Origin of the sequence: Labilithrix sp., assembly GCA_019637155.1 — a bacterium.
GTDB lineage: Bacteria > Myxococcota_A > Polyangia > Polyangiales > Polyangiaceae > Labilithrix.
The window spans coordinates 128684-154986 of record JAHBWE010000021.1 but is presented as its reverse complement, the minus strand read 5'-3'; the positions used below and the strand labels follow the sequence as shown (position 1 = coordinate 154986).

The 26303-nt window shown below is 72.4% G+C and carries 23 protein-coding genes; 7 read left to right on the top strand and 16 right to left on the bottom strand.

The features are described from left to right. Window positions 1-198 precede the first annotated feature (198 nt). The 6 genes from KF837_36910 to KF837_36885 form a co-directional block, all read right to left on the bottom strand. On the bottom strand, window positions 199-831 hold the full coding sequence (locus KF837_36910) for a hypothetical protein (protein MBX3232964.1): 633 nt from the start codon (window positions 829-831) through the stop codon (window positions 199-201). Between the two features lie 15 nt (window positions 832-846). Beyond that, on the bottom strand, window positions 847-4008 hold the full coding sequence (locus KF837_36905) for a hypothetical protein (GenBank protein MBX3232963.1): 3162 nt from the start codon (window positions 4006-4008) through the stop codon (window positions 847-849). Between the two features lie 10 nt (window positions 4009-4018). After that, on the bottom strand, window positions 4019-5770 hold the full coding sequence (locus KF837_36900) for a TonB C-terminal domain-containing protein (GenBank protein MBX3232962.1): 1752 nt from the start codon (window positions 5768-5770) through the stop codon (window positions 4019-4021). Window positions 5771-6049: 279 nt separating this feature from the next. Then, complete coding sequence (locus KF837_36895; GenBank protein ID MBX3232961.1) at window positions 6050-6448, bottom strand: hypothetical protein; 399 nt, start codon at window positions 6446-6448, stop codon at window positions 6050-6052. Between the two features lie 40 nt (window positions 6449-6488). Next, window positions 6489-7325 (bottom strand): ABC transporter ATP-binding protein, encoded by an 837-nt coding sequence (locus KF837_36890; GenBank protein MBX3232960.1) that lies wholly within the window; start codon window positions 7323-7325, stop codon window positions 6489-6491. After that, window positions 7322-8308: a zinc ABC transporter substrate-binding protein gene (locus KF837_36885; GenBank protein MBX3232959.1), complete on the bottom strand. Its 987-nt coding sequence runs from the start codon at window positions 8306-8308 to the stop codon at window positions 7322-7324. Before KF837_36885 ends, KF837_36890 begins: the two co-directional genes overlap by 4 nt. Window positions 8309-8334: 26 nt before the next feature. Here KF837_36885 and KF837_36880 point away from each other — a divergent pair, with 26 nt between their 5' ends. The 6 genes from KF837_36880 (at window position 8335) to KF837_36855 (ending at window position 13840) form a co-directional block, all read left to right on the top strand. Beyond that, window positions 8335-9369, top strand: coding sequence for an arginine N-succinyltransferase (locus KF837_36880; GenBank protein ID MBX3232958.1), 1035 nt, complete (start codon window positions 8335-8337; stop codon window positions 9367-9369). Between the two features lies 1 nt (window position 9370). Further along, a complete protein-coding gene (locus KF837_36875) occupies window positions 9371-10222 on the top strand; it encodes an alpha/beta fold hydrolase (protein ID MBX3232957.1) in 852 nt (283 codons plus the stop codon). A gap of 136 nt (window positions 10223-10358) precedes the next feature. Beyond that, entirely contained in the window at window positions 10359-11423 is a 1065-nt protein-coding gene (locus KF837_36870) for an MBL fold metallo-hydrolase (GenBank protein MBX3232956.1), read from the top strand. 54 nt (window positions 11424-11477) lie between these two features. Then, window positions 11478-11921 carry a hypothetical protein gene (locus KF837_36865; protein MBX3232955.1) on the top strand — a complete coding sequence of 148 codons (444 nt, stop codon included), beginning with the start codon at window positions 11478-11480 and terminating at the stop codon, window positions 11919-11921. 28 nt (window positions 11922-11949) lie between these two features. Next, window positions 11950-12483, top strand: coding sequence for a hypothetical protein (locus KF837_36860; GenBank protein MBX3232954.1), 534 nt, complete (start codon window positions 11950-11952; stop codon window positions 12481-12483). Between the two features lie 73 nt (window positions 12484-12556). Then, window positions 12557-13840 (top strand): TlpA family protein disulfide reductase, encoded by a 1284-nt coding sequence (locus tag KF837_36855; protein ID MBX3232953.1) that lies wholly within the window; start codon window positions 12557-12559, stop codon window positions 13838-13840. Window positions 13841-13844: 4 nt separating this feature from the next. Here the strand turns inward: KF837_36855 and KF837_36850 are convergent, their stop codons facing one another. The 3 genes from KF837_36850 to KF837_36840 all read right to left on the bottom strand — a co-directional run bounded on the left by KF837_36850 (window position 13845) and on the right by KF837_36840 (window position 18410). Next, complete coding sequence (locus KF837_36850; protein ID MBX3232952.1) at window positions 13845-16484, bottom strand: hypothetical protein; 2640 nt, start codon at window positions 16482-16484, stop codon at window positions 13845-13847. Window positions 16485-16569: 85 nt separating this feature from the next. Further along, a complete protein-coding gene (locus KF837_36845) occupies window positions 16570-16956 on the bottom strand; it encodes a response regulator (GenBank protein MBX3232951.1) in 387 nt (128 codons plus the stop codon). Between the two features lie 113 nt (window positions 16957-17069). After that, the gene (locus tag KF837_36840; protein MBX3232950.1) at window positions 17070-18410 is read right to left on the bottom strand and encodes a sigma-54-dependent Fis family transcriptional regulator; all 1341 of its coding nucleotides are present in this window, start codon (window positions 18408-18410) and stop codon (window positions 17070-17072) included. Window positions 18411-18515: 105 nt separating this feature from the next. Between KF837_36840 and KF837_36835 the strand changes: the two genes are divergently transcribed. Continuing rightward, window positions 18516-19526, top strand: coding sequence for a HAMP domain-containing histidine kinase (locus KF837_36835; GenBank protein ID MBX3232949.1), 1011 nt, complete (start codon window positions 18516-18518; stop codon window positions 19524-19526). Here the strand turns inward: KF837_36835 and KF837_36830 are convergent. From KF837_36830 to KF837_36800, 7 genes are all read right to left on the bottom strand, one after another. Further along, entirely contained in the window at window positions 19463-21004 is a 1542-nt protein-coding gene (locus tag KF837_36830) for a hypothetical protein (protein MBX3232948.1), read from the bottom strand. The two genes, KF837_36835 and KF837_36830, sit on opposite strands and share 64 nt — an antisense overlap. Window positions 21005-21035: 31 nt before the next feature. Then, window positions 21036-21422, bottom strand: coding sequence for a response regulator (locus KF837_36825; GenBank protein ID MBX3232947.1), 387 nt, complete (start codon window positions 21420-21422; stop codon window positions 21036-21038). Window positions 21423-21426: 4 nt separating this feature from the next. Beyond that, entirely contained in the window at window positions 21427-22914 is a 1488-nt protein-coding gene (locus tag KF837_36820) for an AAA family ATPase (GenBank protein MBX3232946.1), read from the bottom strand. Window positions 22915-23070: 156 nt separating this feature from the next. After that, a complete protein-coding gene (locus tag KF837_36815; GenBank protein ID MBX3232945.1) occupies window positions 23071-23541 on the bottom strand; it encodes a helix-turn-helix domain-containing protein in 471 nt (156 codons plus the stop codon). After that, entirely contained in the window at window positions 23538-23873 is a 336-nt protein-coding gene (locus KF837_36810) for a hypothetical protein (GenBank protein MBX3232944.1), read from the bottom strand. The genes KF837_36815 and KF837_36810 overlap by 4 nt, the downstream gene beginning before the upstream one ends. 98 nt (window positions 23874-23971) lie before the next feature. Then, complete coding sequence (locus KF837_36805) at window positions 23972-25687, bottom strand: response regulator (GenBank protein MBX3232943.1); 1716 nt, start codon at window positions 25685-25687, stop codon at window positions 23972-23974. Continuing rightward, the gene (locus KF837_36800; protein ID MBX3232942.1) at window positions 25684-26034 is read right to left on the bottom strand and encodes a hypothetical protein; all 351 of its coding nucleotides are present in this window, start codon (window positions 26032-26034) and stop codon (window positions 25684-25686) included. The genes KF837_36805 and KF837_36800 overlap by 4 nt, the downstream gene beginning before the upstream one ends. Window positions 26035-26303 lie beyond the last annotated feature (269 nt).

Genomic DNA, 26303 nt, shown 5'->3' with positions numbered 1-26303 from the left:
GTCCATGCTCAGCGGACAATTTCGCCCAGCCGCGCTTGTTCGACGTGGATCGGAGCATCGCCATGAGCGGATTCTTACGGTGTCTGCGCACGATTCGATCATGATCGAACGGCGGCCTTCCGATCGTCCTACATCGTCTCCCTCGCTCGACGCGGGATCTCGGCACCGGACACGGTCGTGGCCGGTGTCGCCGGAGCGTTACGTGACGTCGGTGATGCCGTGCCGGCGCGCGAACTCGGTCGCCTCGGCCTCGCTCGCGAACGTGCGCAGCACGTCGTAGGCGCACCACACCGCGCGGCCGTCGCGCGTGGTCTTCGTCGTCGGCCGCGCGCGATCGCCGTACGGGCACAGATCGAGCAGCGCGAGGGACGAGGGGCGGAGCGCCGCCTCCGCGCATCGCTCGCAGCGAGCGCTCCCGCGCGCGCAGTGCATCGGCGTCAGCGCGCGGATCGCCAGACACTCGGGCCCGCGCACCGACCGGGCGCGCAGCGCGGGCGAGGGGGTCACGGGCTCGTGCACGGCGCGCACGAGGAACGTGTCGTCGGACGCGAAGCGCCCCGCGAGCCAGAGGTGGCACGGGCTCGCGTCGTCGAAGAGGTGGCGCAGGCGCTCGGCGAGCGGCACGCCCAGCGCCATGTCGTCGAGGCGGCAGGTCTTCGGCGGCGGCGCGTCGTGCACGCCGACGGCTCCGACGCGCGGCGGTGTTCGCCACACCGTGAAGGGGAGCATCACCGCTCGTTGCTGCTGCGCGAGCCACGCGGCGAGCTCCTCTTCGTTCTGGACCTCCGGCCCGTCGCCGAACACCGGCGGCACGGCGTCTTGCTTGCGCATGTCCCGGTCGTACCATCATCGCTGCTCGCGGAGGGCGGCGAGGTCGCCGGCGTCGGCGAGCTCGCGATCGTCGTCGTCGTCTTCTTCTTCGAGCTCGGGGGTGGCGACGCGGATCGGCGGAGCGACCTCGACGCGGGCGCGGACGGCGAGCTCGGCGTAGCCCGTGGTCTGCAGCATCTCGGCGCGCGCGGCGGCGGAGGCGGCGATGGTCTTCCGCGCGCGTGAGGCGTGCTTGGCGTCCGCCTTCGCGATCGCGGCGAGCTCGTCGTGCGTCAGCACGCGAGCGGCGGGGACGACCTGGGCGTCGGAGCGGACCTCGCGCCCCGCGAGGCCCGCCTCGACGCGATCGAGCGCGAAGTCGAGCGGGCGGAGGAGCGTCTCTTTCCGCGCGCGCGCGATCTGCTTGCGGCGCCGCGCGATCGCCTTCCTCGCGGCGTCGGGATCGGCGAAGACGAGGCGCGCGAGCGCGCTCCGCGCGGCGCCGCGGAGGCGGGGGCCGCGGCGGAGGAGCGGGAGCGGCGGGATCCAGTCGAACCACCGCGCGTGCCCGCGCGCGATGAAGTCGAGCCACGCCGCGATCTCGACGAGCCTCTTCCCCGCCGCGCTCTCGAGCGTGACGCCGGGCGGGCCGCGCTCGGCGTCGGTGAAGGCGCGGAGGAGCGGCATCCGCCGGAGGAGCTCCGCGCGCGACGCGCGGACGTGCGGCGCGATCGCGCGTTGCTCGTGGGCGAGGTCGGCGACGACGGCGGCGGCGAGGACGTCCTCGATCCCGCCCGCGAGCTTCGGCGTGCGCGCGCCGTACGCGCCGCCGCGCTCGAGGAGGGCGAGCTTCGTCGCGAACGGGAGCGCGTGGACGAGGGCCGCGTACGTCGCGTCGTCGCGCACGAACGAGGCGCGGTGGAGGTCCTCCGCGCCGGCGACGACCTCGGTGATCGCGCCGCGCGCGAACGTGCGGCGGACCTCGATCGTGCCGAGCCGCACGCGGCGCGCCCACGCGATCTCGTCCTTCACCTCCGGCGCGAAGCGCCACACGACGACCCAGCGGCGATCGGGGTAGCGGCGCCGCAAGCGCTCGGCGACGTCCTCCGCGCGCGCCTCGAGCTGGGCCTCGCTCGGCGTCGCCCACGGCGACAGGTACCAGCGGTGGACCTCGAAGCTCATCCCCGCCGGCGAAGGGACGGCGAGCTCGTCGAGCGGCGGCTTCGGGCCTATGTACAATACATGCGTGTCGGCGCGCGTCACCGCGTGCACGGTCTCTTTGCCGATGAGCGCGCTCGCGTGCCGCGTCCCGACGGCCGTGTCCATCACGTCGTCGAGGACGACCACGGCGCGGTAGGCGCGCTCGCGCGCCGCGACCTCCGTGAGCACGCTCATCCCACCCTCGAGCGACGCGTCCCAGATCGACATCGAGAGCCCGAGGTCGCGGTGGACGGCGCGCCACGCCTCGACCTCCTCGTCCGTCGTCCGGTTGTTGGTGACGAGGAGCACGTCGGCGTCGCCCTCGTCCTTGGGCTGGCCGACGCGGATCGTGAGCTCCTGCAGCTGGATCGGCCGCGTCGTCGAGGGCGCGCCGACGTGCCCGAGCTCCGCGCTCGCGACGAGGCGCACGCACGCGTACGGTCGCGCGTGCGGCGCGATCGCGATCGTCCCCTCGAACGTCGCGGTCTTCTTCGGCCCGATCGCGGGGACGTCGACCTCGTAGCCGTCGCGCAGCGATCGCCGCGTCCCGGACGGATCGACGAAGAGGACGTCGTCCTCGCCGAGCTCGCCGCCCTCGAGCCGCAGGCGCACGCCGACCGCGCGGCCGGCCTCGCCCTCGAGGCCGAACGTCTTCTCCGACGCGTTCGTGATCGACCAGCGGACGCGCGCGGCCTGCCCCGGCGAGAGCGAGAAGAGGCTCCTCACCGGCGACAGCTCGATCGGGAAGCGCACCACGATGCGCCCCATCTCGTCCGTCGCCGGCGACGCGAACGCGCCGAAGCTCCGGCGCACGCTCGGCAGCTCGCACACGAGGCGGATCGTCTCCGGCGCGGCGAGCGGTCCGCCCGTCGCCTGCGGGCGGAAGAGGCGGAGGGCGAGCTCGAGCTCCCGATCAGTGAAGAGGTGGCGCTGCCCGGGCGCGAGCGATCGCGGCAAGACGAGGCGCGTGTCCTTCGGCGCGATCCAGCCGTCGTCGATCACGCGCACGATCACGTCGTGGTGCGCGGGGAGCGGCATCCCGCCGGTGTTCTCGACCTCGAGGTCGCCGACGAACACCTGCTCCTCCGGCTCGTAGATCCCGTCGTCGTTCGCGTTGCGATGACGGAACGACACGAGCCGCACGTCGTAGCGCGAGTCCGCGCGGCTGACGCGCCCTCTGTCGTCGCTCACCTCGACGAGGAAGGTCCCGGCCGCGCCGCGCGCGCCGTCGCGCAGCGCGGCCGTCCCCGCGAACCCGCTCCGTCCGCTCGGTCCGGTGGAGCCGCCCGGGTTCGAGTGGAACTTGGTGCGCGACTGCGATCTCCCCTCCGCGTCGACGTAGGTCTCGGTGGTGGTCCACGAGTACGAGCTGCCGCCGCGTCCGCCCCTCCCGCCCGAGCCGCCGGGGCCGTTGCGACCGGCCCTGCCGCCGCTGCCGCCGCGGACGTCGTGCGCGATCAGCATCAAGAGGTGCGTGTCGCGGTCGTGAACGCGAACGGTGACGTCGCCGCCTCTCCCCCCGTTCGCGCCGTGGCTGCCGTTGCCGCCGTGTCCGCCGTCGCCGCCGGGCCCGCCGTTGCTCCCGGACGAGAAGCGCGTCGCGTCCGATCCCGGCAGCCCGGTCGCGCCGTCGCCGCCGCGTCCGCCGTCGCCGCCGTCGCCGCCGTCACCGCCGAGCGCGACGAGCTCGATCATGCCGGGGCGGTCGAACGCGATCTCGACGTCGATCGGCGCGGACGCGCGCGACCGCGCCGAGACCTCGCCCTTGACGTGCGCGATCCCGTCGCGCGTGTCGCTCGAGAGCGCGACGACGATCTTCCCGCCGTTCGCGCCCGGCGCGGCGGAGCTCGCGTCGCTGCCGGGCGCGCCGCTCCCCGGCGCGCCGTCCCGTCCCCGCGCGCCGTTCGCGCCGTCGTGGCCGGCCGCGTCGAGGCGGAGGAGCCTCGTCGCCGCCGAGGTCGCCGGCGCTGTCTCGTCGGCGGAGCGGCGATAGGGCACGGATCGGGCGTCAGCCGGCGGTGAGCGGGCGCGAGAGCGGCGGGAGCTCGAGCCTGCCTTCGCGTGTACCTTGCACGTTGACCGGCGGCGGCGCGCCGCGCTCGCGCGTGGGGGAGTTGGGGCTGCCGGGGGGCTCCGGCTCCGGGCTCTGCGGCTTGGCGGGGGTGTTCAGCATGAAGGGGCGCGCGTGCATCGTGGAGCACGCGAAGACCTCGTCGCGGTGGAACTCCCAGTGGAGGTACACGTTGCCGTCCGGGCTCACGATCGCGCCCGGGGCGGGGCCGAAGGGCTGCGCGCGGTTCACGCTGTCGAGCGCCGCGATGTCGAACGCGGTGATGCCGCTCGTCTTCACGATGCCCATCTTCACGATGCGCCCCTCCTTCGGGCTCACCACGATCTCGAGGCGCGTCACCATCTTCGGGTTGTTCATCGGGTGCGTCTTCGGCAGCGAGTCGAGCGAGCCGAGGAAGTTGTCCGCGAAGATGGGGTGGATGCGGTTGTGGATCGTGTTGAGGTACGAGGCGAACGGCACCGCCGCGGTGTTGAGCGAGGTCTGGTTCCCCGGCTTCACGCTCGACACGTAGTTCTCGATCGCGTTGCGCCAGCGCTCGAAGCTCGACGCGGTCCACGATCCGCGATGTTCGCTCTTGCGCCGCTCGCCGTCCGCCTCGCGCTCCTTGCGGAGCTGATCGGCGCCCACCGCCGCGACGACGCCGTTCTGGGAGAGGTTCAAGTTGAGCTGGCCCGGCGCGGCCTGGCCGCCGAGCCCGAGCCACTTCGTGCTCGGCTGGTTCTGCGCGATCGGCTGCTTCTGGTTCGTCGTGCCGGGGACGCCCGTGCTCGGATCGTTCGTCGCGCCCGGACGCATCGGGTTCACGATCCAGGTGCCGTTCGAGCCGCCTTGCGCGACCTCCGGGCTGTCGGTCGGGGGCGCGCCGGGGACGAGCTGCGGCTGCGGCTGGTTCTGCGAGGTCTGCCCCGGCGTGCGGCCGTCGCCGCCCGCGCGCGGTATGGCTTCGGACGGCGGGAGGCTCGCGGCGGCGACCGGGCCCATCGGGCGATCGATCGGCTTGTTGTCGTGCTGGATGTCGAACTCGGTGCCCTTCTCGCCCGGCGCCTTGTTCTGCTCGCCCTTGTGCTCCTCGCTCTCGGCGATCTTCGTCTTCTCGCTGTCGCCGACGCGATCCTTCGGGCCCGCGAGCTTGTTCGCGCCCGGGGTGGGGTTCGGATCGTCCTCGTCGTGTGAGGTCTGCGTCGCGACGCTCTCCTCTTGGACCTTGTTCGCCTCGTCCGCGATGAACTTCGCGTTGGGGTTGTCCTCTTGCTTCTTGTCGGCGACGTGCTGCTTCACGGCGATGCGGTTGTCTTGCTTCAGCGGGGTCTGATCCAGCTTCTTGAGCGGGTCTTCCTCCTGCACCGCGATCTTCACCGGCGCCGGCGGCGGCGGCTCGGGCTTCTTCACCTCCGGCTTCGGCGGCTCCGGCTTCTTCTCGTCCGGCTTCTTCTCTTCCTTCTTCGCCTCGAGCTTCGGCTCCTCCGGCTTCGGCTCTTCCTCCTCCGCCTTGCCGTCCTCGTTCGTGATGATGTCGACGGTCTGGTCCCGCGTCGCGGCGGCGCCGCGGGCGCGCGCGCCCATCCCGAGGAGGTAGCTCGAGTCCTCGTAGTGCTCCGCGATCGTCCCTCCGCCCTCGGCGAACAGGAAGTGCGCGCACACGGCGGCGCAGATCCAGAGGATGATCGGGGTTTCGGGACTGCGCGTCATGACGGAAGCCCGTTTAAGCTAGCACCCGACCGCTGAGCCTTCCATGCGCGCGGTCTTCCCGTGATCCCGTGGTCCAACGTGGCGAAAGGGCTTACTGGGGTGCAGGGGCTTCGCCCCTGCACCCCACCCCGCGAACACGGCCCTCGCGCTTTGCGCTCGGGTTGCTTCGCAACCGCTGTCGCGGCCGCTTTCGCGGGGCCCCGGGGGTGGGACGCGAAGGCCCTGCACGCCACCCCGCGAACATGGGCCTCGCTGTTGTGGTTGCTTTCGGGGGCGGGGTCAGTCGGCTTCGCCGGCGCCGACGAGGCCGGTTCCGCCGTCTTGGCTTGGGCTGTGACTCTCGCCGACACCTGCGGATCCTGCGGAGAAACAGCCGATCCGTGAGGGGCGTGTCGTCATCGCGGCGCCGATCGCGCCGCCGGTGACGCCGATCTCCTCGTCGAGCTCGGCCTCGAGCTTCGCGTCCTCGATGTCGTTCTCGACCAGCGCCTCACCCGTCGCCGCACCTGCGACCGCGCCGATCACCGCGCCTGCGATCAAGCCCGGCGGGCCTGCGATCGCGCCTGCGGCCGCGCCGGCTGCGGCGCCGACGAGCGTGCCCGTCGCGACGACGGCGGTCTCCCTGCGGTGTGGAAGCCCAGCTTCGGACGGGGTCGGGGTGCTGAGGGGAGCGGCCATGCTCCTTTGCACGCAAGACTCGGGCCTCGCTTGGTCGGCCTCAGTCGCCGTCCATTTGCAGCGCTTTGTGGTCGCCCGAGAGCTGGATGGCGGTGAGCTCCTGGTCGCCGGAGAGCTCCGACCACAGCCCCCACGCCTTGACCGTGCGCTCGAGGTAGACGACGCGCTCCGCACATCGTGCGATCGCCTGCAGGTTGTGCGTGACGAGGATCGCCGCGATCGAGTCGGACGCGCTGATCTCCGCCATCAGATCGATGATCGCGGCGCGGCCGCCGACGTCGACGCCGGCGGTGGGCTCGTCGAGGACGAGGAGCTCGGGCTTCGTCGCGAGCGCGCGCGCGAGGAACACGCGCTGCGTCTCACCGCCGGAGAGGTCCCGCATCTGCGCGTTGGCGTACGCCTCGGCGCCGGTGCGCTTCAGCATCGCGATCGCGATGTCCTTCTCCTCGCTCGAGATCTTCATCGGCCAGCGGCCGCGCAGGTTCGCGACGATGACCTCCATCGGCGACGCGGGGAAGTCGCGATCGAACGCCTTCCGCTGCGGGACGTAGCCGATCTTGGAGCGCCCCTTCTCGACCGGCAGCCCCGCGATGCGGATCGTCCCGCTGTCCGGCTCGAGCAGGCCGAGGATGCACTTGAGGAGCGTGCTCTTGCCGGCGCCGTTGGGGCCGGAGAGGCAGAGGAACTCGCCGATCGGGACGTGGAACGAGACGTCCTCGAGGACGATCTTGTCGCCGAAGCGCTTGTTCACGCCGCTGATGTCGAGCACGCGCGTCGCGTCGTCGGGCGGGAGCGTGCCGCGGAAGGGCGTGACGCGCGACGGGCGCCGCGACGCCGGGCCGAGGCCGCGCGAGCCGGGGGCGACGCTCCCGCTCACTTGAGGTACTTCTCGAGCTGCGCGACGTCGAAGCGGATCATCTTCTCGTAGCTGTCGGTCTCCGGTCCGCCGCCGACGGGATCGAGGACCCCGAGCGGGATCTTCGCCTCCTCCGCGAGGATCTTCGCCGGCCGCGGATCGAGCTGCGGCTCGCTGTAGAGGGCCGGGACCTTTTTGTCCTTAATCGCGGTGAGCACCTTTTGTACGTATTCGCCGGTAGGCTCCGAGCCGGGGTAGGGCTCGATGACGGCGATGATGTTCAGCTTGTACCGCTCCGCGAAGTAGCCGAAGGAGCCGTGGAACGTGACGAAGCCCTTCTTCGAGAGCTTCTTGAGGCGCTCCGCCGCCTCGCGATCGACCTCGACGAGCGACTTGTCGAGCTCGGTCGCGCGCGCGCGGTAGGCGAGGGCGTGCGCGGTGTCGACGCGCCCGAGCTCCTCCGCGATCGCGCGGACGATGAGCTGCGCGCGCTGCGGATCGAGCCACACGTGCGGATCGGGGGCGCCCTTCTTCTCGTGCTCGTGGTGCTCCTCGTGCTCGTCGTGATGCTCTTCGTGGTGCCCGCCGTCGGCGTGCTCGTCCTCGTCGTGATCGTCGTGGTCCTCCGCGCCGATCGGGTCGTCCTTGATCGTGAGGATGGGGACGCGATCGCCGACCTTGAGGATGCGCGCGTCGGGCGCGGCGTCCTTCATCAGCTTCTCCATCCACGGATCGAGGCCGAGGCCGACCATGACCCCGAGCTTCGACGCCGCCGCGGCCTCGACGTCCCGCGGCGTCGGGTCGAAGTGGTGCTCGTTCCGGCCCGGCTGGAGCAAGAGGCTCACGTCGGCGTCGGGGCCCGCGACGCGCCGGACCAGGTCGTAGATCGGAAAGATGGAAACCGCCACTTTCAGGCGATCCGAGCCGCCGCTCTTCTGGCAGCCCTTGCAGCCTTGGAGTCCGATCGCAGAGAGCAGGAGGATGACGAATGCAAGCCGTCGCACGGGAAGGCAACGTATCATGCTCGCGAATGGAGCCGCTCTACGAGATCCGCGGCGCCACGCTCGGCGACGAAGAACAGATCCTCGCGATCGCGCGGCACCTCAACACCGTCAACCTCCCGCACGAACGAGAGGGCGTGCAGCAGATCCTCGAGAGCTCGCAGCAGAGCTTCGAGGGCGTCCTCGAGCCGAATCGCCGCCAGTACGTGTTCGTCCTCGTCGATCGGGCGAAGGACAGGATCATCGGCACGTCGATGATCTTCGGACAGCTCGGGCGGAAGGATGCGCCTTACATCTATCTCGACGTCACCGACGAGGAGCGCTACTCGGCGACGCTCGACAAGCACTTCAAGCACACCGTCCTCAGCATCGGGTACTCGTACGACGGGCCGACCGAGATCGGCGGCCTCGTCCTCCACCCCGACTACCGCCGGGTGCCGGAGCGGCTCGGCACCTTCCTCTCGTACGTGCGCTTCCTCTTCTTGAAGATGCACCGCGAGGCGTTCCGCGACGAGGTGCTCGCGGAGCTGCTCCCGCCGCTCGAGGCCGACGGCACGAGCCACCTCTGGGACGCGCTCGGCCGCCACTTCATGGACATGAGCTACGAGGAGGCGGACAAGCTCTCGCGCCGGAACAAGGAGTTCATCCGCGGGCTCTTCCCGGAGGGCAGCATCTACGCGTCGCTCCTCCCGAAGGAGGCGCAGGCGGTCATCGGCAAGGTCGGCGCGCAGACGCGCGGGGTCGAGAAGCTCCTCCGCCGGATCGGCTTCCGCTACGCCGAGCGCGTCGATCCCTTCGACGGCGGCCCCCACTTCACCGCGCCGACGGACGAGATCACGCTCGTGAAGGCGACGCAGCACCTCAACATCCGCCAGCTCCTCCCGCCGGGCACGCGCGTCGGGCGGCGCGGCCTCGTCGCGGTCGAGATGAAGGACCCGCCGTGGTTCCGCGCGGTGCTCTCGCCGCTCACGTCGGTCGAAGACGGCGCCGCGGTCGGCGGCGGCGAGGCGAAGACCCTCGGCGTCCAGCTCGGCGACGAGGTCTGGGTCCTGCCGCTCGACTGACGTGTACGGCTCCGGCTTCCAGCCGCCTGCCGGCTACGACGAGATCGAGGTGCGCGCGTCGGACGGCGTGGTCCTCCGCGCGAACGCGTTCGAGCCGCCCGACGGCGTGGAGCCGCGCGCCTCGGTCGTCCTCGCGCACGCGATGTTCGCGCGGCGCTCGTCGCTCCGCGGGCTCGCGCGCGCGCTCGCGGCCGACGGCTGGCGCGCGGTGACGTTCGACTTCCGCGGGCACGGCGACAGCACGCCGTCGCGCACGTACCGCTACGACGACCTCGTCGCGGTGGATCTCCCCGCGGTGGTGGAGTGCGTGCGGGCGCGGGCGGAGCACCCGGTCGTCGTGCTCGGTCATTCGCTGGGCGCGCACGTCGCGGTCGCGGCGCAGGGGACGGGGCGCACGAGCGCCGACGCGATCGTGATGCTCGGCGGCAACGTGTGGCTCCGCGCGCTCGAGCCGAGCGCGGCGCGATGGGCGGCGAAGCGCGCGCTCGCCCGCGCGACGCTGGAGGTGGCGGATCGCGCCGGCGTCTTTCCCGCGCGCGCGCTCCGCCTCGGCACCGACGACGCGAGCGCGCCGTACCTCCACGATCTCTTACGCGGCGTGACGAGCGGGACGTGGGCGAGCGCGCGCGGTGACGACTACCTCGCCGCCGCGGTGGACGTGAAGGTGCCGGTCGCGGCGGTGGTGGGGGCGCGCGATCGGATCATGTGTCATCCGGCGTGCGGCGAGCGCTTCGCGCGCCGTTGCGGCGGCCCGGTGAGCGTCTTCACCGCCCCGTGCGGACACATGGCGCTCCGCCACGAGCACGCGCTCGCGCGCGCGGCGCTCGCGTGGGTGCTTCAGGCGCGGGGGTAGCGCCGTCGTTTTGCCGTTACGGACCTGAATGGGCTCACGTCCGGCGCGAACGCGATCCGCTCTCGGAGGAGTGGGAGCTCCTCGCGCCGGGCGACGGCACCGTGACGGCGACGCGCGGTGCGGTATCGTCGATCGGATGCGATTCGCTCCTCCGGGTGCGCTCCTCTTCGTCGCCGCGTTCGTTGGGGCGTGCGCCGAGACGACGTCGGGGCCGCCGGTGACGCCGACGACGTCGGGGGGGCCGCCGCCTCCGGCGCCGGTGGGGGACGCGTCCGCGGCGGCGTGCGGCGACGGAGCTCCGCTCACGGTTCGCTTTTACGACAGCGGGCAGGCGCTCGCGGTCCTCCTCACGTTGCCCGATGGGCGGCAGGTCCTCGTCGACGCGGGGGAGAGCCCGCGCCGTCCCTGCGCCGGATGCAAGGCGTGGCACGAGCGCGTGATGAGCGGGCTTCGTCGCGACGTCGGCGCGCGCGGGCTCGACGCGCTGTGGATCACGCATCAGCACTCCGATCACGTCGGCGGCGCGGAGGCCGTCCTCACGACGTTCAAGACCGCGCTCTACGTCGACAACGGGCTCGACCTCGACAAGACGGCCGTGATCCGCGACGCACGCGCGGCCGCCGCCGCGACCGACGCCACGATCCACGTCGTCGATCCGGAGCGCCCCGCGAGCCCGATCGCGGAGGGGGGAAGCGTGAGGTTTACACCCATCCTCCCGAGCAAGTGGACCGCGGGCTGCCCGCGCGATCCCAACGAGTGCTCCATCGGACTCCGCGTCGACTACTGCAAGTCGTCGCTCCTCTTCACCGGCGACGCGCCGGTCGAAGAGGAGGACGCGTGGGACCTTCGCGGTGAGGTGACGCTCCTTCAGGTCGGCCATCACGGAAGCGAGACGTCGACCGGCCCCTCCTTCCTCGAGAGGGCCCGGCCGAAGTACGCCGTCATCTCGGCCGCGAAGCAGAACGAGGGGACGAACGACGGCTACTGCCATCCGTCGGCGGCCGTCGTCGAGGAGCTGACGGCGGCGATGGGAGGGCCTGGTGCGAAGACGGTGCGCGCCTTCGACGCGACCAACACGTGCGTCCGCGGCGGGACCGACAACTGGCGCGACGTCCCCGCGAGCGACTCCCTCTGGGTGACCGCGCGCGACGGCGACGTCGTCCTCCGGACGATCGGCGACGGCACCTTCACGCGCGAGTGACTGCGACCATGCTCCCATTGAGCCAGATCGCGCCTCGTGCGTTACCTTTGCGTCATGCGCTCGCTCGGCGTGCTCGCCGCCCTCCTCACGTTCCTCTCCTTCCTCTCCGGCTGCGCGAAGGAGCTCGGCCGCGTGCCCTTCTCCGCCCCCGGCGCGGGCGAGACCACGATGACGCTCGCCGCCGGCGAGGTGGGCGTCTGGACCGACCTCGACATCGAATGGGAAGGTCCCGCCGCGCTGGCGTACCAGGTCGATCTCTTCCAGAACGGGACCTGCGTCGTGAGCACGGTCTGCAACCCGCTCGGGAAGCACCGGGTCCGAATGGGATGGGTCTCGAGCGACGTCGGCGAGTCTCACTCCTGGCGCGGGAACGGCAAGATGGGATGCGAGGTCTCGCTCGCGCAAGCAGGGCCGACCACGGTGAAGGTCAATCTCGCGTGGGGAACGACACCGGCGAAGCACACGCTGCGAAAGGCCGATCTCGTCCTCAAGCAGTAGCTCTGCGATCTGGGATAGATTCGGCGTCGTGAAAGCCTCGCTCGCGCTCGCCGCCCTCGTCACCTTCGCCGGCCCCGCGGACCTCTGCAGCAAGACGGAGGAGACGTCGACGGCGGCGCCGGTGGTCTCGGCCCCAACGGCGACGACCCCGACGGCGACGACCCCAACGACCCCGGCCGCCGCTGCGCCAGCGCCGGCGCCCGGGCCCGCCCCCGTCGCGGCGCCCGCCGGCGGCGCGGCGCCGAAGGCCGCGACGACGGCGATCCCAGGGCTCCCCACGAACATCCCGGGGCTCCCCACGAACATCCCGACGGCTCCAGCGGCGCCGGCCAACCCCGGCAGCTACTCCGTCGTGCCGGGCCAGACCTGCAAGAACGGCGGCTGCACGCAGGCATGCGCCGCGGGCCAGGAGTGCAACCTCCAGTGCTCGGGCGGCGGCTGCAACCAGTCCTGCGCCGCAGGCTCCAAGTGCCAGATGACATGCTCGGGCGGCGGCTGCATCCAAGCCTGCGCCGCCGGCGCGAGCTGCACTAAGGGCTGCTCCGGCAAGGGCTGCACCTGACGCACCTCAGGGAGCCGGACAGGCGGCGCGATACTTTTCAGCGAGCGGTTCGCTATGCTCGGGAGCCATCCGGATGAGACCTCTCTTCGTTCTCTTGCCGCTCCTCGCCGCTTGCGCGACCCACGCCGCGCCCGCGTCCGCGCCCGTGCCTGCGAAGGCGAGCGCTGCGCCGGCCGGTCCGCGTGTCTACGCCGGACAGCTTCGCCTCGTGGAGGTGGAGAAGATGCCGCTGAGGATGGCGCCGGCGCGCGCGGCCGACATCGCCTCGCTCCCCGCGCCGCTCGAGCCGGGCCAGCGCGCGTTCGCCGGCATCCTTCCTCTCCGCAAGGCCCTGTCGAAGCTCGTCCTCGTCGAGTCGGCGTCCGGCGCGTTCCTCTACTTGAAGGCCGGGCTCGAGGGCCCCTTCGCCGCCGGCGATCGTCACCCGTTCGCGGCGCCGCCGGCGGAGTCTCCGCAGTCGTACGAGGCAGGGGACGAGGTCGTGGCGATCGACCGGCCGCTCTCCCCCGGCGGGTTCATCGACAAGTTCGCCCTGCGCGTGGTGCGTAGCCTCGCGCGCGAGGAGGCGCTGCGCCGCAAAGGCGGGATGAAGCCGGAGTCGCGCTTCCTCTTCAGCAGCACGTACATGGCCGAAGGGACGCTCGACGTCGCAGGGAGACCGACCCTCGTTCGTTACGCCGTTGACTTCATTGAAAGCGGTAAAGTCGATGACGGCTACGTCGCGCTGGACACGAACGGCGACGGCAAGCTCGATCCGCTCTCGAGTCGGGAGACCGCGATCAAGAGCTCCGACGCGCACGTCCCGGTGTTCCGCGTCGGCACGACCTACCTCGCGCCGAAGTCGTACGACGAGAGCAAGGGGACGTTCGCGTTCGAGGAGCGCCCGAGCTCGGACTACAAGCTCTTCGAGCTGGCCGTCGGCGCCCCGCTGCCGGACTTCTCGTTCCTCGACGTCGCGGGCAAGCGCCATCGGATCTCGGAGCGGAGAGGGCGGTACGTCCTCCTCCACTTCTGGACGAGCTACTGCCATCCCTGCGCGGCGGAGGCCGATCACCTGAAGGAGATCGACGCGAAGTACCGCCCGCGCGGCCTCGACATCATCGGCCTCGATCCGGAGGAGGACCTCGCGGCCGCGAACGGGTTCCTCGAGGCGCACCCCGCGTCGTGGACGGAGGCCGTCGCCGCCACGCCCGGCAACGCGGACGTCTCCCTCCTCGTGACCGAGCGCTTCGGGATCCGGTCGTACCCCAACGCGATCGTCGTCGATCCGGCCGGCAACGTGCTCGCGTTCTCCGAACGTGAGCCGCTGAACCGCGCCCAGGTCCTCTCCGTCCTCGAGGAGAAGCTCGGAAAGTAGGCGCTCAGCGGCGGGTGACCGGGAGCGGCGTGACCTCCACCGCGATCTCCTCGACGATCGGCGCGATCGCGATGCGGCGGAGGGGGCAGTCGGCGGGGCCGCCGTCGAGGACCATCGCCGAGGACGTCACGTTCGGATCGGTGACGGTGCCGTCCTTCGCGAAGGCCTTCATCGACCACGTCGCGCCGGGCGCCTCGCCTTCGCCGAAGGCGAGCGCGGAGACCAGCGCGCCGCCGTCCGTCGTCAGGCGGAGCGCGGGGAACGACGACGAACGGCCCGCGAGCGCATAGCGCTTCGCCCACGCCGCGCGGCCGGAGGCGTCGAGGCCGACGAGCGCCACGCCCGGCACCGCCGCCGCTCCTTCACCCGTGAGCTCCACCGTCGACGCGGCCATGACGAAGCCGGTCGTGGGCAGCTCCGCGATCGCGCCCGCGACGAAGTTCGGGCTGTCGCCGCTCATGCCGGGGTACGTCACGAAGCCGACGCCGCCGTCCTCGTGGATCCGCGCGACGAAGGCGCGAGCCTGCGCGAAGCTGCCGCCCGCGACGGTGAGGCCGTTCGAGGCGGCGGCCACGAGCGACGTCGGCGACGTGTTGAACGACTCGGCGCAGCCCGCGTACGCGTCGATCGCGACGATGTTCGCCTGGTCGTCGAGGCGCGCGACGAACATCCCGTCGTCGCTGGTGGTGGAGAGGACACCGGTGACCGCGAGCTGCGATGTCGTCGTGCGCGTGGACGCGGCGGGGCCGAAGTGGCCCGCGCCTTCGAGCGTCCAGAGCCGCGCGTCCGTCACGTCGCCCGCCGCGTCGACGTGGACGACGAACGCCTTGCCCTGGCTGAGGCACTCGCCGAGCACCGAGAAGCCGGCGCCCGCGCCCGTGTCCGCCGCGAGCAGGCGCGGGGACGGCGTGGCGCACAGATCGTACGGGAGCGCGTAGGAGCGCGCCCTCTTCACGCCGCCCGACTGTCCGAGCGTGAGGAGATCGAACGACGAGCCGATCGCGCCGGTCGCGAGCAGGGCGATCGAGGCGTCGCGCGCGGGCGCGGTGCGGACGACGGTGAGGGGCGTCTCCTCTTCGCCCGCGACGAACGCGGCGCGCCAGATCACGGCGCCGTCGTCGTTCATCTTCACGAGCGAGCGCGCGTCGTTGCCCGCGACGAGCCACCGCCCGTCGATCGCGCGATCGAGATCGGAGAACACCGTCCCCGTCTGCGACGGTCCCACGTTCGTGGTCGACGCGAGCGTGCCGTCCGTGACCCGCGACCACGGGGTGAAGGCCGGCTCGCGGAGCGCCGGCGCGTCCGGTCCGCTCCCGGGCGGCAGGTGCGACGCGCCCGGCGGCGGGTCCTTGCACGCGCCGCTCGCGACGACCTCGTCGATCGCCGCGAGCGGCGACGTCTTCCAGTCGACGAGCTTCAGGTGTCCGAGGAACGGGAGCGCCGGCGTGGTGATGCGCACGCCGATGACGTTCTCGAGCCCCGCGCGGAGCTCCCAGCACGGCGTCTTCGACGGGTTGGCCTCGAGCGCGAGTGTCCCCTCCGCCGTCGCGTACGGCCCGATCGTCCCGTAGAGCGGCATCGTGAGGCGCACGCCGGCGTTCGCCTTCGCGTGGGCGTGGAGACCGACGGTGGGCTCCTCGACGGTGAAGCCCTTGTCCTTGATCGTGGGAGGCGAGAAAGTCGGGTTGCCCGCCGTTTTCGATGACACCGTCACCGAGCTGGTGAGGGTCATGTGCCCCGCCACGCCGGCGCGGAAGGACGCGCTCGCGCCGCCCTCGACCTTCGCGATCACCTCGAGCCGCGGCAAGAAGACGAGCGGGCCGAGCACGAGCGGCGTCAGCGGCACGACCGCGACGTCGAATTCCTTCTCGAAGGCGAGGGAGGCTTGCCCGACGAGGCGGAGGTCCGACGCGACGCTCGGATCGACGGTGAACGTCACCTTCACCTCGGGCATGAGGTCGGTGATCGAGCAGCTCGGCTTCTTCCCGCGCACGATCTTCGCGAGGCTCGCGACGCACTCGCGCACGACGGAGGGGAGCTCCTTGATCGCGCCCCAGTCGATGTCGAGGGAGAGGTCGTAGGTGAGGGCGCCCTTGAAGTAGCCCTCGATCCGGAGCTGATCGTCGGTCGTCTTCGTGTCGCCGTCGCCGTCGTAGAGGACGACGTCCACCGGCGTCTGCCGCTCCGACGTGCCGCCGACCCCGAGCGGCTCGAGCGAGGTGACGATCTTCGGCTCGCCGTCGTCGAGCGAGACCGGCCGCGCGACGCGCGCGTGGAGCTTCTGGTACGCGAGCTGCGGCGGCGCGCCGGCGGTGTCGAGCGTGAGCGTCTCGCCGCTCCGCGCGACGTCGGTGACGACGCGCAGGAACCCGTGCGGCGTCGACGGGGAGACGCCGGCCACCATCACGGTCCCGACCGCGACGTCGGCGAGGCTCGCCGGCGCGCGCGTGAAGACGAGCTTCCCGTCCTCCGCGTCCGGCTGGAGCGACGACAGGTCCTCCGTCGTGAGCATCTTCGTCGACGCGAACGGGACCGCCTCGATCTCGTCGGCGGGGAGCGCGGGCGCGTCTTGGGGCTTCGAGTCGGAGCCGCAGGCGACGAGGGTCGAGAAGAGGACGAGGAGAAGAGGAGCGAGCTTCGGCATGAGATCCCGGCCGGTCGGCCGCGATCACGATAGCGTTCCGCGAATTCGCCCGCCCGCCTGTCGCCCAAACAGGTGACCGCCCCGCTCAGCGGGGCCGGCGAGAGAGCCCGGCGACGAGGCGCGTGAGCGTCGGCAGGTCGAACGGCTTCTGGAGGTACGCGCAGATCTCCGCGTGCAAGAGAGGCGGCACGTCGCGGTGCGATTGCGAGGTCGTGAGGAGGACCGGCAAGCGCTCGTCGGCGCGGCGGAGCGCGGACACGATGCTCGCCCCGCCGGCGAGGACGAGGAGCTCCGTGACGACGATGTCGGGCGGATCGCGGTAGACCGCGGCGAGCCCCTCCGACGCGGTCGGCGCGGTCCTCACCGTCGCGCCGTCCGCCGTGAGCCACCTCGCGACGGCCTCGCGGAGGTCGTCGTACGGCTCGAGGAGGAGGACCTCGACGCCGCAGAGGAGAGCGGTCTCGTCGATCACGCCGCCCCCAACGCAAGCGGCATGCTCGCTCCGCGGCGCGCTGGCACGCCGTGAATCGGCATCGTGTCGCATCGATCGGCCCACCCGTTCGCGCGGCGTCGTGCCGCGAGGCGTCAGCGCCGCTTTCGCAAGACGCCCCACGCCGCGAGCTGTCGCTCGAGCGTCTTCCGATCGATGCCGAGGAGCCGCGCCGATCCGCGGAGGTTGTAGCCCGTCGCCGCGAGCACGCGCATCGCGTGACGGCGGAGCAGCGCGTCGGCGGTGACGAGACCCGCGGTCGGATCCGCGGCGCGCGCGTCGGGCGGACGCTGCACCGCGGGAGGAAGGTCCTGGAGCGCGATCGAGCGCGGGCCCGCGAGCGCGGCCGCGTGCAGCGCCGCGTTCTCGAGCTCGCGCGCGTTGCCGGGCCAGTCATGAGTGCACAATGCACGCATCGCCTCGTCGGAGAACGTCGCGTGCACGCCGTGCCGCGCGAGGACCTCCGCCGCGAGGGAGGGGATCTCCTCCTTGCGATCGCGCAGCGGCGGCACGTCGACGACGATCGCCGCGAGGCGATAGAAGAGATCGCTCCGGAAGCCGCGCGACGCGGCGTCGAGCGCGGCGCTGCCCGACGCGATCGTCCGGAAGTCGACGTCGATCGCGATGTCGCCTCCGATCGGCCGCACGCGCCGCTCGTCGAGGACGCGGAGCAGCTTGGCCTGGACCCCGGCGCCGAGGTCGTCGACGCCCTCGAGGAAGAGCGTCCCGCCGTGCGCGTCGGCGATGAGCCCGCGCCGCTCGTCGCGCGCGCCGGTGAACGCGCCGCGCGCGTGGCCGAAGAGCTCCGCGAGGGCGATGCCGTCGGTCAACGTCGCGCAGTCGACGACGACGAAGGCGCCGGCCGCGCGCGAGCTCCGGTCGTGGAGCGCGCGCGCGAGCGCCGACTTCCCGACCCCGGTCTCCCCGCGCACGAGCACGTTCGCCTCCGACGCGGCGACGCGATCGAACACGCTCGCGAGCTGCTGCATCGCGGTGCTCCGCGCCTCGAGCGTCCGATCGAACGACGTCCGCGCGCGAACGAGCGGCGCGCGCGCGTCACGCCACGCGAACGCGCGCTCGAGCGCGGACGAGACGCCGGGGCGCGTCAGCGGCTTCGCGATGAAGTCGAGCGCGCCGGCGTGCATCGCCTCGCGCACGGAGCCGATGCACGCCTCGGCGGAGAAGACGATGACGGGGATGTCCGGCCGGGTCGCGGTCGCGCGCTCGCACACCTGCGCGCCGTCGAGCTTCGGCATGACGAGGTCGGTCATGACGACGTCGAACTCGGCCTCGGCGAGGCGATCGAGCGCGGCGGGCGGATCGCTGAAGAACTCGAACGCGATCTCGTGCGGCGCGAGCAAGAACTGGAAGAGGCCGTGAGCCTCGGGCTCGTCGTCGACGACGAGGACGCGGCGTTCGGACGGCTCACGAGGCACGACGGAGCAAGAGTGATACAGCGCCGCTGCGATTTCAACTCCCGCGGCCGGCGGCGCGGCCGGCGACGCGGCCCGCGACTGGCGCGGAGCGCGGAGAAGACCTAAATGACGAGACAGATGCCGATGGGCGATGACGCGGAGCTCTTGGCGATCGCTCGTGGCCTCGTCCCGCTCGTCGCGGACGGCTGCACGATCGACGTCCTCGTCGACGACGCCGCGCTCTGTGTCGCGGCGGTGCACGTCGACGAGGCGACCGAGCGCGCGCTCGATCGCCGGCCGCGGAGCGACGCGAGACACCTCGTCGTCCGGACGCTGCGCGGCGCGCGCGTCGAGCTGTCGCTCTGGGATCGCGCCGACCGCGGGCCGCTCGCCGACGCGCTCGTCGAGACCTCCGCCGAACGCGCCGCCGCGCACGTCGCGCTCCGCCGCCTCGAGCGGCAGCGCGTCGACGCGGAGGCCTCCCGCAGCGCGCTCGTCGCGATGCTCGGGCACGCGATGCGCGGCTCGCTCCAGGGGCTCACGCTCGGCCTCGACCTCGTCGAGACGCGGCTCAAGGACAGCGCCGACGAGGTCCCGCGCGAGTGGCTGATCCATCGCTGCGCGGTCCTCGCCGAGTCGGCGGAGCGGCTCCGCGAGGTGGCCGATCGCCTCCTCGAAGCGCCGATCCCGCCCGATCGGATCGTCGCCCTCGCGACCGAGCCGTGCGAGCTCGGCGAGATCGTGGAGCGCGCGTCGCGCCGCCTGCGCGAGGAGAGCGCCGGCGCCGTCGTGCGCGTCCGCCAGCGCGGGCCGGAGCTCGGCGCGTGGGACCCGCTTCACCTCGAGACGATCGTCGCGAACCTCGTGACCGACGCGCTGAAGCTCGGCGGCGGAAGGCCGGTCGACGTCGCGCTCGACGGCGACGAGGAGGAGGTCCGGATCACGGTGCGCGGCGCGGCGAGCGGCGCCCGGCGCGCGGCGGCGCCCGACGTCGGTCACTGGATCGTGAAGAAGCTCGTCGACGCGCACGGCGGCGCGATCGAGGCGGCGCGCGACGACGGAGGCGCGACCTTCTACGTGACGCTCCCGCGCTGGCCCGACGCGGAGGGCGCCGCCTCTTCGTGCGACGATCCCTGAGGCTCGCGAAGCGGGAGGTGGACGGCGAAGGACGCGCCGCGGCCGGGGCCGAGGCTCTCCACGTCCACCGTCCCGCCGTGGAGCTCGACGATGTGCCGGACGATCGAGAGCCCGATGCCGAGCCCGCCGTACGCGCGGGTCGTCGAGCTGTCGGCCTGACGGAACCGATCGAAGACGTGGGGGAGGAACTCGGGATCGATCCCGACCCCTTCGTCGGAGACGACGAGGCGCGCGACGCTGTCCCTCCGCTCGAGCGAGAAGGCGACCTTGCCCCCCGCCGGCGTGAACTTCACCGCGTTCGCGAGCAGGTTCCAGAACACCTGCTGGATGCGCGTCGCGTCCGCGATCGTCCAGCACGCGTCGGGCATCACGCCGGCCTCGAGGAAGAGGCCCTTCGCCGCGATCGCGGTCGCGGCGTGGTCGAGCGCCTTCCGCGCGATCGCCGCGAGGTCCACCGGCGCGAGCGACATGCGGAGGTCGCCGTTCGCGATGCTCGAGGCCTCGAGGATGTCGTCGATGAGGCGGACCTGCGCGTCGACGTTCCGCGCGATGACCTCGCACGCCGCGCGGACGCGCTCCGGCGCCACCGCGTCCTCGGTGAGGAGCAGCTGGCACCATCCAAGGGCGGCGTGGAGCGGCGTCCGAAGCTCGTGCGAGACGATCGTGAGGAAGTTCTCCTTCACGCGCTGCGCCGCCTCCGCCACCCGGTGCGCGGCCGCGAGCTCGGCGGTGAGGCGATCGCGCTCCTCGTCGGCGCGACGTCGCGGCGTGAGATCGAGGACGGTGCCGATGACGGAGCGGGCCGCGCCGTCGTCGCCGTTGCGGATCCAGCGGAGCGCGATCGCGCGCTCGGCGACGTGGACGTCGACCTTCGCGCCGTCGGGGAAGGCCGCGTCGAAGGCGGCGCGGTCTTCGTCGCCGAGGAGCGCGCGCAGCTCGTCGAGGGTCCGCGGCGCGCCGACGAGCGCGCGCCACGTGTCGTCGCCGTGGAGGACGTCGCGGCGCGCGTCGTACTCCCACGTCCCGAGGCCGGACGTGTCGAGCACGAGGCGGAGGCGATCTGCGAGCACGGCGCGCTCGCGCTCCACCGCCACGCGCTGCTCGTGGAGCGCGACGTAGAACGCGACCTTCGCGCGCACGACGTCCGGATCGAAGGGCTCGAAGAGGACGTCGGCCGCTCCGCTCGCGTAGCCCCGCGCGACGTCGGCGCGATCGGTGAGGAGCACGATCGGCCGGAGTCGTTCCCCCGCGATCTGCGCCGCCGTCTCGAAGCCGGCGCCGATGCCTTCGAGATCGAGGAGGACGACGGCCGGCTCGATCAGCGAGGCGAGCGCGATCGCCTCGCTCTCCGTTCGCGCCGACACGACCGGCCGGCCCAACCCTTCGATCGCCGCCTCTAGCGCGAGGAGGTTCGCCCGCCGGCCCCCGCCGAGGAGGATCGGCGCGGCGGCGACGTCATCTCGTTCGACCGTGTTCACGTCCCACCTCCCAGCAACAAGCGCGCCGCGGTCATGGCGTCGACCGGCGGAGCGCGAGCGAGTGCGCGAGGACCGTGCGCAAGGTGGCGGCGGTGAACGGCTTGACGAGGAGCGCGTCGTGCGGCGGCGCGTCGTGCGGGACGCCGTTGGGGGCCGCGGTCATGAGGATGACGGGCAACGCGGCGAGCTCGGGGCGCGCGCGCAGCTCGCGCAGCGTCTCGAGCCCGTCGAGGATCGGCATCATCACGTCGAGGAGGACGAGGTCGACGCTCGTGCTCGCGAGGACCTCCAGCGCCTGCCGTCCGTCGGCCGCGGTGTGGACCGTGTGGCCGTCCCAGCGAAGGACCTCGGCGAGCGTGTCCAGGGTCGGGAATTCGTCGTCGACGACGAGGAGGGTGGCGCAGATCGAGCTCGTCAACGGTCTACTCGCGTTTCGGCCGTCGCCTCGGCATCGTCGCCGGCCGCTCTTTCGGGATCGCGCCGCTGCCGTCGCCGCGGAGGCGGCGCGCCTCCGGCGTGTCGAACGGCGCGACGAGGAACATGCCCTCCCGCGTCACCGCGAGCTCCCACGCGCGGTTGTCGTGGGGCGTGTCGCGCGTCTTCATGATCGAGAGCTGGTGCACGAGCTGGGCGTGGAGCAGGACCCGGCGCAGGAGGACGATGTTGTCGAAGGTCGCGGAGACGTTCGGCGTCGAGACGCTGACGTCCTTCACGTAGAGCTCGCGCGTCTCGTCGGTGACGAGCGTGGTCACCCCCGCGCGCGAGAGGAGCTCCGCCGCCGCGGCGAGCATCCCCGCGAGGCGCTCCGGGTGCACCGCGGTGCGGAGCCCGGCGAAGCCGTCGATGAAGAGGCGGCGCACGCGCTCCCGCTCGACGATCGCGAGGAGGTCGGCCATCACCTGATCGAGCAGCGCCTCGGAGGGCTGCTCCCAGTGGACGACGAGGTCGCCGGCGGCGGCGTGCTCGGAGAGGCGCATCCCGAGCCGGTCGCCCTTGCGCAGCAGCACCTGCGATCGCTCGTGGAACCCGAAGTGGAGCGCCTTGTCGCCGCTCGCCGCGCCGGCGGCGAGGAAGTGGAGGCCGAGGATGGTCTTGCCCGCGCCGGACGGACCGAGGAGCAACGTCGTCGAGCCTCGCGCGACGCCGCCGGAGAAGAGGTCGTCGAGCCCCGCCACGCCGAAGGGGACGCGCCCGTCCTGGACCGGCGCCGTCGCCCCGGGCGCGTCCGGCTCGATCGCCTCGAGGCGCGGGTACACGACGACGCCGTCGCTCGTGACGCGGAAGACGTGCGTCCCGTCGATGTGGCCGCCGCCGCGGAGCTTCCGGACGGTGAGCTCGCGCACGCGCCGGAGCTCTGCGCGCGTGCTCGCGAGCTCGAAGACGCCGTCGGCGGTCGCGTGGTCCGCGTCGCCGCTCGTCACGAGCAGCGCCGTGCAGTCGAGCGCGACGAGCGACGCCTGGAGCTCGACGAGGAACGCGCGGTGCTCGAGCGGAGCAGCGCGGAGGTCCTCCGCGGACGGGAGCCCGTCGAGGACGAGGAGCGACGCGTCGCGATCGCGGATCATCCCGCGGAGCGCGCCGGTGAGCGCGTCGAGGCCGCCGGCGCGGAAGGCGGGGTAAGCGTCGAGGTAGACGAGCTCGCGGCCGACGCGCGCGCCGTCGAAGAACGCGAACGAGCGCAGCTGGTGGAGGAGGCGCTCGTGCGGCTCGACGAGGAACGTCGCGTAGACCGCGCGGGCGCCGCGCGCGACGGAGTGGAACGCGATCTGGCTCGCGAGGGTCGTCTTTCCGACGCCGGCTCTCCCGGCGACGACGTGGAGGCCGCCGCGCAGGAGCCCGCCTCCGAGGACGCGATCGAGCCCTGCGACTCCGGTCTCGAGGCGGTCGTGCGGCACAAGAGGAGGGCTCATCGCGCGTGGGTGCGTGCACGGTCCGCGCCTGCGCTCGCCGCCGCCCGTTCGCGGACGACCTCGCGTCGAGGTGAGCGATCGCGTGTCGCGTGAGGTGCAGAGACGCGGCGAACGGCCCGGTTCGGCGCGCGCGACGAGCACGCGCAGGGACAAACGCTACATCTTGGTCGCGGCCTGCGGCTGCACGACCAGCGTGACGGGCGACGCGGGGCGCGCGTCGCGCGCGAGGACGCCGAGCCGATCGAGCGTCGACGTTGGGCGGCCCGCGCGCTCGAGGACGAGCGTCCCCACCGTGATCCACGCCGGTCCGTCGACCGCGCGCTGCCCGTTCTCCCAGCGCGAGATCGTCTCCGCGCTGACGCCGAGGAGCTCCGCGAGCGTCGCGGCGGCGAGCCCGATCGCCTTCCGCAGGAAGCGGAAGGTCTCGCCGTCGGCGGGCCCGCGCATCGCGAGATCGCACGCGATCGCGAGGTCGAACCGCTCGAGGAGCCGGCCGTCGACGAACGACGCTCGGCAGCGACGACAGACCGGCGCGGTGACGGTCGCGCGGAAGCGGCGCCCCCCCGCGACGGCGGAGAGGCGCTGGGGTCCGGCCTTCAGATCGCCGCCGCATTCGCATCGCTTCATCGAGGTGCCTTCTTCATTGTCGCGCGTACGTCCACGATCGTCACCATCCGTGCGCGCACGGCGACTCGAACGACGAGCGGCTCGCCGTCGATCCCGGCGCCGTGGACGAGCCACTCGTTCGCCTTCGCGTCCGCGCACACCGCCGACGCGGGCGCGCGGAGCGCCGCAGCGAGATCGGCGAACACGTGACCGCGCTTCGCGATCGCGCGCGACCAAACGCGGTAGCGACCGGTGGCCGCGCAGGCGCGCACGAGCGCGAGCACGGCGGCCGGATCGCGCGCGCGATCGCCGATGACACGGAGCTTTGCCTTCGAACGTTGACGAAACGTCAAGCGACCTCTCCTTCGAACGAGTTCGAGGGAGCAACTTAAGTCCATGCTCGGGTTCGTCACCTGTGCGCGGCAGGATGCTCGATCGTGGCATTGTCGAGTCAAGCCCTTGACACCGCGACGGTGCGCAGCGCGGAGACGGCGCGGAGCGCGAGCCCAGCCACGACGATGAGGAGCTCGGCGGGCTCGGCCGGCTTGGTCAGGCACATCTGAAAGCCGGCGCGGAGCGCGCGCGTTCGATCCTCCAGCCGCGAGTAGGCGGTGAGCGCCACCGCGGGCGTGCCTCCGCCCTCCTCCGGCGGCAGCTCGCGCACGCGGCGGATGAGCGTGTAGCCGTCCTCGATCGGCATCGCGAGATCGGACACGATGACGTCGGGGGTCTCGTGTCGAACGCGCGTCAGCGCCTCCTCCGCCGTCGCGGCCGTGATCGCGGTCGCGCCCGCCTCCTCGAAGAGCGAGACGACGAGCTCGCGCGCATCGGGTTGATCGTCGACGACGAGGATCCGGAGGCCGTCGAGCCGCGGCGGCGCGTAGCCTTGCGCGTACGCGCGCGCGGCCGGCGTCCGCTCGCCGATCGACGTCACCGGGAGCGTGACGACGAACCGCGAGCCGCGGCCGACGCCCTCGCTGTAGGCCTGGACGCGGCCGCCGTGCAGCTCGACGAGGTGGCGGACGATCGCGAGGCCGAGCCCGAGGCCGCCGCTGGTGCGCGCGGCGCCCGGCGCCTGCCGGAAGCGATCGAAGACGTAGGGCAGCACGTCGGGGCGGATGCCGGCGCCGGTGTCCGCGACCGTGAGCGCGATCGTGCGATCGACGCGCTGGAGCGAGACGCGGACATGGCCCTCCGCCGGCGTGAACTTCACCGCGTTGCCGAGGAGGTTCGTCACGACCTGCAAGAGCCGATCGGCGTCGCCGACGATCGGACCGCAGTCGCGATCGATGTTGGTGTGGAGGCGGACGTTCTTGCTCTCGGCGAGGGGACGGATCGAGTCGATCGCGCCGGCGACGAGCGACGCCGGATCGACCGAGCGGACGTCGAGGCGGATCCGTCCGGTGATGATGCGCGAGACGTCGAGGAGGTCGTCGATGAGCTGGCTCTGCGCCTTCGCGTTGCGCTCGATCGTGTCGATCGCGCGCGCGGTCTTGGCCGCGTCGAGGGAGCCGTCTCGCAGGAGCCGCGCCCAGCCGAGGACCGCGTTGAGCGGCGTGCGGAGCTCGTGCGAGACGACGGCGAGGAAATCGTCCTTCGCCCGGTTCGCCTCCTCCGCCCGCGCGCGTTCGCGCTGCGCGGTCTTGAGCGCCTCGGCGTGGGAGAGCGTGCTCGCGATGCGCCGCGCGACGTCCTCCGCGAGCCGGAGGTCGGACGGGTCGTAGGCGCGGGCGTGGTCGACGCGTCCGAACGTGATCGCGCCGAACGTCTTGTCGCGCGCCGAGAGCGGCGCCGTCATCCAGGAGACGGTCGCGAGCTCGCGCAGCGCCGCGAGCGCGCGCGCGTCGGCGCTCATCGCCGCGATCATGTCGTCGGTCGCGGCCATGACGAGCTCCGGCTGGCCGCTCGCGATCACGCGCGCGACGCCGTACGGCCCCGCCGGCGCGAACGGCAGGCGGCGCAGCTCGCGGAGGAGCTGGACGTGGCTCGGATCGACGTGCGCCGCGGCGGCGAGCTCGTCGGGGAGATCGATCGTGCACCAGTCGGCGAGGGAAGGGACGGCGAGGCGGGCGACCTCCTCGAGCGACGGCGCCGGCTCGGCGAGGACGGCGCTCGCCGCGACGAAGAAGCGGAGGACCTCCGCGGGCTGATCGCCGATGCGCGTCACGGCGTGACGTTGCGGAGGACGAGGACGAGGTCGCAGACGTAGTCTTCCGCGCCGAGGACGGTCGGGCGGCTGTAGTCGGCGGGCGCCTCGGCGGTGATGATGACGGTGAGGCCGCGGTCCTCGAGCGCGTTGACGAGGAAGAAGACGAGGCTGCGTACGATCGTCTCCGGCGGGCGCGGGTTGAAGAGCGCCGAGATCGAGTCGAGGACGACGACCTCGGCCCCGATCCGGCGCACGAGGTCGAGCGCTCCGCGCGCGACGAGCTCGCTCACGCCGAGGCCGAACGCGTCGCCGGTGAGGACGAGGTCGCCCGGTCGCCGTCCACGATCAGGATCTTCATCGCCCACCTCGATCTCGACCGTAGTCGTCGCGTCGAGGTTCGTCGAGCCCGAACTTGACGTTTCGTCAAGCCAGTCGCTGGGCCGAATTCTGCGCCGGGACGCATTCCTTGCGCCGCGCGGGCGGGTGGATCTGCCTATAAAATAGGGAGATCGTGGACCTGCGGCAGGAGGCCCCGAACTTGCGCGGGGTGGGAGGTGCCATGAAGCGCCGAACCCTCTGACCGCCATCCGCGGCGAGCTCGCGCGTTGCGACTTCGACGTCCCGCGCCCGCCGG

Coding starts and splice junctions, on each gene's coding strand:
- KF837_36910 (MBX3232964.1), bottom strand. CDS start 831: ATGCGCAAGCAAGACGCCGTGCCGCCGGTGTTCGGCGACGGGCCGGAG.
- KF837_36900 (MBX3232962.1), bottom strand. CDS start 5,770: ATGACGCGCAGTCCCGAAACCCCGATCATCCTCTGGATCTGCGCCGCC.
- KF837_36895 (MBX3232961.1), bottom strand. CDS start 6,448: ATGGCCGCTCCCCTCAGCACCCCGACCCCGTCCGAAGCTGGGCTTCCA.
- KF837_36880 (MBX3232958.1), top strand. CDS start 8,335: ATGGAGCCGCTCTACGAGATCCGCGGCGCCACGCTCGGCGACGAAGAA.
- KF837_36870 (MBX3232956.1), top strand. CDS start 10,359: ATGCGATTCGCTCCTCCGGGTGCGCTCCTCTTCGTCGCCGCGTTCGTT.
- KF837_36865 (MBX3232955.1), top strand. CDS start 11,478: ATGCGCTCGCTCGGCGTGCTCGCCGCCCTCCTCACGTTCCTCTCCTTC.
- KF837_36855 (MBX3232953.1), top strand. CDS start 12,557: ATGAGACCTCTCTTCGTTCTCTTGCCGCTCCTCGCCGCTTGCGCGACC.
- KF837_36850 (MBX3232952.1), bottom strand. CDS start 16,484: ATGCCGAAGCTCGCTCCTCTTCTCCTCGTCCTCTTCTCGACCCTCGTC.
- KF837_36835 (MBX3232949.1), top strand. CDS start 18,516: ATGACGAGACAGATGCCGATGGGCGATGACGCGGAGCTCTTGGCGATC.
- KF837_36820 (MBX3232946.1), bottom strand. CDS start 22,914: ATGAGCCCTCCTCTTGTGCCGCACGACCGCCTCGAGACCGGAGTCGCA.
- KF837_36815 (MBX3232945.1), bottom strand. CDS start 23,541: ATGAAGCGATGCGAATGCGGCGGCGATCTGAAGGCCGGACCCCAGCGC.